Origin of the sequence: Devosia sp. (genome assembly GCF_048261455.1) — a bacterium.
Lineage (GTDB): Bacteria > Pseudomonadota > Alphaproteobacteria > Rhizobiales > Devosiaceae > Devosia_A.
Genome location: NZ_JBLXGA010000001.1, coordinates 318,847 through 325,320, shown reverse-complemented (window position 1 = coordinate 325,320; position 6,474 = coordinate 318,847). Strand labels below are relative to the sequence as shown.

The following is a 6,474-nucleotide window of genomic DNA, read 5'->3' as shown; positions in this document are numbered from 1 at the left end:
ATGAAGCCGAGCATGCCGGTGATGGCGAGGCCGAGATAGAACAGGCCCGTCAGGCGGGCTGTGGTTTTGAGTGACGACATGGTGCTGATCTCCCGTTTGGTGTGAGAACAGCTCTAGGGCGTCATCATTGATATGCGAATTGACCAATTTCTATCGTTTGATATGCATATCTGCATGGATTGGCGCGCAGTGAAATTCGACTGGAACAAGGCCCGGGCCTTTCTGGTGACCGCCGAGGAAGGCTCGCTGTCGGCCGCTGCGCGCGCTTTGGGCATGGCGCAGCCGACGCTGGGCCGGCAGGTCGACGGGCTAGAGCAGGAACTCGGCATCGTGCTGTTCGAGCGCGTCGGGCGCGGCCTGACGCTGACCCCGAGCGGCCTGCAATTGCTGGAGCATGTGCGCGACATGGGCGAGGCAGCCGGCCGCATGTCGCTGACCGCTGCCGGACAGTCGCAGGCACTCGAAGGCTCGATCAGCATTTCGGCCAGCGAAACCTATGCGTCGGTGCTGTTGCCGCCAATCGTCACCAAACTGCGCCAGATCCAGCCCGGCATTCAGGTCGAGATCGTCGTTGCCAACCACGCCAGCGACCTGCGCCGCCGCGAGGCCGACATCGCCGTGCGCAACTTCCGGCCGACCGAACCCGACCTGATCGCCAAAAAGATCGGCGAGGCGCATGCGGCGCTTTACGCGACGCCCGACTATATCGCGCGGCTCGGAAACCCGACCCGGCCCGCCGATCTGGCGCGCGGGCAGTTCGTCAGCCTCGACCGCAGCGGCCTGATGATCAAGGGGCTCAACACCTTGGGCCTGGGCCTGACGGAGGCGAACTTTCCGCTGCTGACGGAAAGCTACATCGTCATGTGGGAACTGGTGCGCCAGGGCGCGGCCATCGGCGTGCTCGATGCCTTCATCGGTGACAGCGATCCGCTGGTCGCCCGGGTGCTGCCCGATCTGCCGACGCTGCCCTTTCCCATCTGGCTGGTGGCGCATCGGGAACTGACCACGAATCCGCGCATTCGCATGGTCTACGACTATCTCGCCGACGCCCTGCGCCGCCCCTGACGGGCGATGGCGCGAAGCGGTGACGCGCGAAAGCGATTGATCTTATGCGGGTGAGCAGGTCTGGTGCAGACCGGCACCCTGCCACCCCACGCGAACACGGCACAGAGCGCCGCGCACAGCACGAGGATCGCCTTTTTTGGAAACCTACATGGTGTTGCTGACGGTCCTGGGCGCCGTCATCCTGCTGACGGCCTGGCTGCCGATGATCCTCAAGGAACTGCCGCTGTCGCTGCCGATCGCCTGTATCGCCATCGGCATCGCAGTGCAGCTGTCGCCCGTGGCCTCGATCGTTGCGGCCAATCCGCTCGAAAGCCGGGCGCTGACCGAGCGGCTGACCGAATTCGTGGTGATCATCGCGCTGATGGGCGCCGGCCTGAAGCTGGAGCGGCCCTTCAGCCTGCGCGGCTGGGGCGTGACCTGGCGGCTCCTCGCCATCGCCATGCCGCTCAGCATCGCCGCGACGGCGTTTCTGGGCTGGTGGGGCCTTGGGCTCGGCCTGCCGGCCGCCTTGCTGCTCGGCGCCGCGCTGGCCCCGACCGACCCGGTGCTGGCCAGCGACGTGCAGGTGGGCCCGCCCGGTTCGGGCGACACCGACGAGGTCCGCTTTGCGCTGACCTCCGAAGCCGGGCTCAATGACGGGCTGGCCTTTCCCTTCGTCTATCTCGCCATCGGCCTCGCCGGCGCCACCGGCGGCTTCGGCGCCGTGCTCGGCGACTGGTTCCTCGTCGATGTGGTGTTCAAACTGACCGTCGGCATCGGCCTCGGCTGGCTCGGCGGCAAGGCCATGGGCTATCTGCTGTTCCACCTGCCCGACCGCGCCAAGATCTCCCGCACCGGCGATGGGTTCGTGGCGCTGGGGATCACCTGCCTCGCCTATGGCTCGACCGAGATCGTCGGCGGCTACGGCTTTCTGGCCGTCTTCATCGCCGCGCTGACGCTGCGCTCGCAGGAGCGCAAGCAGCACTATCTTGGCAAGATGCACGATTTCGTCGAGGAGCTCGAGCGACTGGTGATGATGGTGCTGCTGGTCTGTTTCGGCGCTGCGATCGCCGAGGGCTCGGTGTTCAGCGCCCTCAACCTGCCCGTGATCCTGGTGTCGCTGGCCATCCTGTTCATCGTGCGCCCCATTGCCGGCTGGACCAGCCTGATCGGCCACAACGTGCCGGCGCGCGAAAAGGCCGTGATCTCCTTTTTCGGCATTCGCGGCCTTGGCTCGTTCTACTATCTGGCCTATGCGCTGGGGCACGCCGAGTTCTTCCACGCCGGCACCCTGTGGGTGACAGTATGCTGCGTCGTGGTGATCTCGATCGTACTGCACGGCGTTACGGTGACACCGATCATGCGCTATCTCGACCGCAACCGCGAAAGCGGCAGCGAGGCCTGAGTTCGCCCAAAACCTCAGCCGCCGAGGAAGTCGGCGATGACCTTGGCCTGCAGCTTGGTGCCGTCGGGATCGAGATCGGTCTTGAGGGCGCACAGCTGCCTCGACCACTCGGACGTGCGGGTACGGATGGGCGGGTTTTCGGCATGGAGCACGTCCATCACCACCTCGGCCACCTGATCTGGCGTCTGCACCGCACCCTGATCGCGGCGCGCCGCGGAGGCACCCAGATAGGCCTGCAGCACCGGGGCATACTCGTCATCGCGCACCCCGCCGGTCTCCTGCATGGCCTTGAGCGCCGAGTTGAAGAATTCCGATGAAATGCCGCCCGGTTCTACCAGCGAGAAGTTGATTCCGAAGCTGGGCGTCACGTAGCTCGCAAGCGCCTCCATGTAGCCTTCGACGCCGAACTTGGCGCCGCAGTAGAGTTCGTTGAACGGCTGGCCGACGAGGCCGCCGACCGAGGATATGGTGATGACGTGGCCGCTGCGCTGCTGGCGCATGTGCGGGATCGCCGCCTTGGTGCAGCGCACCACGCCGAAATAATTGACGTCCATGACCCAGTCGATCTCGTCCTCGGTGGCCTGCTCGGTAGACCGGGCAAAGCCGGCGCCAGCATTGTTGACCAGCACATCGATGCGGCCATGCGCACCGATGACCGTGTCGACGGCCGCCGCGATGCTCGCCATCTCCTGCACGTCGAGCTGCAGCACCTCGAGGCTGACATTGGCAGCAGCCGCTGCCGCATCGAGCGTCGCGCGCTTTTCGAGATTGCGCATGGTGGCGTAGACGGTGTGGCCTGCGGCGGCGGCCTGAACGGCAATGCTGACGCCAAGGCCGGTCGAAGCGCCGGTGACGAGAATGATCTTGCTCATTGGGAGTGTCCTTGTTCGCGGGAAGTGCAGGCTGTTCAGGGGGTGAGGCAGGACCAGAGGCGATCGAAGACCTCATCGATTTCGGCCTGGGGTGGGCGCCTGTCCGACAGGCTGGCGATGCGGGCCAGATGCAGGGCCGGCCCGAGCAGCAGGCTCATGGCGACAGGGATGGGCATTGCCATCACGGTGCCATCGGCGATGGCTGCGCGCAGCACTTCATGCACCTCGTCCTGCAGCGGCGCGATCTCGGCGCGCTGGTCCGCCGTGAGCAGATCCGCCGCGCCGGCATATTCGAGAAAGCGGAAATCGAGCGGCCGCGTCCACAGAAAGGCGAAGACCGCGTGCCACATGCTGCGGATCCGTGCCGCAGATGTCGTCTCCCCGGCACCGGCCGTCATCATCGCGGCATGGAACGCGCGTTTGAGGTGCAGATAGGTCTGCTGCAGCATGTCCTCGCGCGTCGTGAAGTGCAGATAAATGGTGCCCGGCGACACCCGCGCCGCCTTGGCGATATCGGCGACGCCGGCCGCACCAATGCCGGAATGAGCCACGACTTCGACAACCGCCTGACGGATGTTTTCGAGCACTTCGGCTTTCGGCAGGCGGGGCATGGCGGACACAATCAGTAATGAATATTCATTACTGATTAGCCGTGGGCAGGTCCACTGTCAACGCAACCGCGCGCTGGCGGCGGGTCGCGCGCAGTGCAAAACGGGAGCGTGGCTTCAGCGCAAAACATGGATGGCCGGCCCTTGGACACTACGGACCGCGGCACAACGGACGACAGGCAGCGCCTGCCTTCGGAGGCCGGATTTCAAGGCAAAGTGACAGCCCTGTCGGGCCGCGAACTACGGCGCGAAGCTCCGCAGCGGTCACCAGGCGCACAAACGTGATGAAGATCCGCGGCCCGACCGCCTTCAGACGTACATGCCGCCGACCCAGACATCGGCGATATTGGCGCGGCTGGCGCTGTGGATGAGCTTTTGCAGCATCTGGTCGGGGTCGGTTTCACCGAAACTGCGGATCGTACCCTCGGGCGCCGCGGTATCGATGCGCAGGGCATCGAAGTGATAGCCGGGCGCGAACTGGCCGATCGGCAGATCAAGCGCCACCCCGCCCCCCGCGGTGGCGAGATAAAAGGCCGTGCGATAGTCGATGCGCGAATTGGGCCGCCCGCGTTCGGCCCGCGGCAGGTCCGGATCGGTGCCGCTTTCCAAGAGCCGCGACGCGGCCATCGCCATGCGCGCACTTTCGAGCACCGAAGCCGTCGGGCCACCGGAGATGTCGGTGCCGAGCCCGACATGCATGCCCTTTTCGAGCGCCGCGCGCAGCGGAAACACCGCATCGCCGAAATAGGCATTGGACAGCGGACAATGCGCCACCGCGGCTTGCCGGGAAATGACCAGATCGGTGTCGCTACCGGTGAGGCGGGTGGCATGGGCGAGGACGCTGTGCCGGCCGACGAGGCCGAAGCGGTCGAGGCTTTCGGTGTCGCTCATGCCATGGCGATCGAGCACATAGCCATGCGCCCAGTCGCTTTCCGAGCAATGGGTCTGGACGTGACAGCCGCATTCGCCGGCCAACTGGCCCAGCCCCTCGAGCAGATCGTCGGTGCATGAGGGGATGAAGCGCGGCGTGACGACGGGCAGCACCCTCTGCTCACGATTGTCGGGATGCGACCGCACATAGTCGATCACCGCGCGGGTGCCCGCGACGCCGGCCGCGGCCGAGGCATCGCGATAATAGTCCGGGCAGCTCTCGGGATCGTCCATCGCCACCTTGCCGACCAGCGCCCGCTGGCCGCGCTCGAGGCAGATATCGACCAGAAGCTGCGTCGCCTCCTGGTGCACCGTGGCGAAATAGAGCGCCGTCGTCGTACCGTTGCGCAGCAGATCCCCGACCAGCGTGTCGTAGCTGTCGCGGGCAAAATCGAGGTCGGCATAACGCGCTTCGAGTGGGAAGGTGTATTTCCCCAGCCACACTTCCAGCGGCTCGTCGAGCGCCAGCCCCAGTTGCGGATATTGCGGGGCGTGGACGTGCAGATCGACGAAGCCGGGAATGATGATGTCGGTCGGGGCAAAGCGGGTCAGCCGGCCCGAATTCCCGGCCGCCACTTCCGCTGCGGCGCGATCGGTATGGCCGGCGGGGTGGATGGCGGCGATCCGGCCGTCGGCGCCGATTTCGATCAATGCGTCGACCAGCGCCTCGACCGTGCCAGCCTGCGGCGCATGCATGAAAGTGCCGCAGACAAACCGGCCCCGCAAAGTCTCACTCATCACCGCATTTTCCATCGATCACTGTTCACTACGCCCTGCGATAGCGCATGACGCTGGCAGGCGCCAGCTATCAGCCGAACGGCCACCAGGGCGCCGGAAAACCGGAGCGCTAGAGGGTAACAACCAGCTTTTTCGCCGAAACCCCGCGCTTGTGCGCCTCGAGCGCCGACTGGATCCGATCGAGCCCGGCGCCGTGGAGCTCCGGGTCCGGGCTTGGCCAGTAGCGCCCGGCTTGCAGCGCCTGCGGCAGGAAATCGGCATAGATCATCGGGCCGACTGCATTGCTGGCAATGCTGGTGCTGAAGATGGACGCCGTGCGCACGCCGCGCAGGCGCGCCTTGAGCATGAGTCCGGCCGTCGCCGCGATGAGCCGCGGCATTGTCTTCGCCAGCCACAGCCCCCGGCCGGGACCGAGTGGCACGGACTCGAACGACAGAGGCGTCGAGGCCATCGAGACGGCCTTGTCGCCGCCCGTCGCGGCCATGATGTCGATGCATGGGCCAGCCGAGCCCGCGCCGATGGCAAGCGCGCCCGCCATATCCCGGCGACCGCAGGCCGCGATGATATCGCGGACAGCCGTCTTGCTGCGGTAGTCGAAGACCTCGGCGGCACCCAATTGGCGGAGCCTGTCAAAATTGCGCGGCGAAGCGGTGGCGATCACCTCATAGCCGGCAGCCACCGCCAACTGGATGGCATTGGAACCGACGCTGGTAGAGCCGCCCCAGATCAGCACTGTCCGCCCTGTCGCGACCGGCTTCAGCTTAGGTGGGCCGAGGCCCAGTTGCCCAGGCTCGAACAGGCCGGCCGCAGCCGTGGAGAGCGCCAGCGGCAGCACCGCTGCCCGGACATAGTCCAGCCCATCGGGCATCGGCGACGC

6 protein-coding genes are annotated in these 6,474 nt (G+C 66.0%); 2 read left to right on the top strand and 4 right to left on the bottom strand.

Going from position 1 to position 6,474, the window contains the following annotated elements; all coding sequences use genetic code 11:
- Positions 1–174 precede the first annotated feature (174 nt).
- Positions 175–1,065, top strand: a complete 891-nt coding sequence (locus ACN0TK_RS01640) for a LysR family transcriptional regulator (protein WP_417307684.1) — start codon at positions 175–177, stop codon at positions 1,063–1,065.
- Positions 1,066–1,213: 148 nt separating this feature from the next.
- Complete coding sequence (locus tag ACN0TK_RS01635; RefSeq protein WP_417307683.1) at positions 1,214–2,449, top strand: cation:proton antiporter; 1,236 nt, start codon at positions 1,214–1,216, stop codon at positions 2,447–2,449.
- Between the two features lie 14 nt (positions 2,450–2,463).
- Here the strand turns inward: ACN0TK_RS01635 and ACN0TK_RS01630 are convergent, their stop codons facing one another.
- From ACN0TK_RS01630 to ACN0TK_RS01615, 4 genes are all read right to left on the bottom strand, one after another.
- Positions 2,464–3,321 carry an SDR family oxidoreductase gene (locus tag ACN0TK_RS01630; protein WP_417307682.1) on the bottom strand — a complete coding sequence of 286 codons (858 nt, stop codon included), beginning with the start codon at positions 3,319–3,321 and terminating at the stop codon, positions 2,464–2,466.
- Positions 3,322–3,356: 35 nt separating this feature from the next.
- Positions 3,357–3,932, bottom strand: coding sequence for a TetR/AcrR family transcriptional regulator (locus ACN0TK_RS01625; RefSeq protein WP_417307681.1), 576 nt, complete (start codon positions 3,930–3,932; stop codon positions 3,357–3,359).
- A 306-nt stretch (positions 3,933–4,238) separates the two neighbouring features.
- Positions 4,239–5,597 carry a guanine deaminase gene (guaD, locus tag ACN0TK_RS01620; protein WP_417307680.1) on the bottom strand — a complete coding sequence of 453 codons (1,359 nt, stop codon included), beginning with the start codon at positions 5,595–5,597 and terminating at the stop codon, positions 4,239–4,241.
- A 109-nt stretch (positions 5,598–5,706) separates the two neighbouring features.
- Positions 5,707–6,474, bottom strand: a 768-nt coding sequence (locus ACN0TK_RS01615; protein WP_417307679.1) for a zinc-binding alcohol dehydrogenase family protein, incomplete at its 5' end; no start/stop codon positions are given.

What these genes read in the sequence shown, in the direction of transcription:
- ACN0TK_RS01640 (WP_417307684.1), top strand. Translation starts at nt 175, where the DNA reads ATGGATTGGCGCGCAGTGAAATTCGACTGGAACAAGGCCCGGGCCTTT.
- ACN0TK_RS01635 (WP_417307683.1), top strand. Translation starts at nt 1,214, where the DNA reads ATGGTGTTGCTGACGGTCCTGGGCGCCGTCATCCTGCTGACGGCCTGG.
- ACN0TK_RS01630 (WP_417307682.1), bottom strand. Translation starts at nt 3,321, where the DNA reads ATGAGCAAGATCATTCTCGTCACCGGCGCTTCGACCGGCCTTGGCGTC.
- ACN0TK_RS01625 (WP_417307681.1), bottom strand. Translation starts at nt 3,932, where the DNA reads ATGCCCCGCCTGCCGAAAGCCGAAGTGCTCGAAAACATCCGTCAGGCG.
- guaD (WP_417307680.1), bottom strand. Translation starts at nt 5,597, where the DNA reads ATGAGTGAGACTTTGCGGGGCCGGTTTGTCTGCGGCACTTTCATGCAT.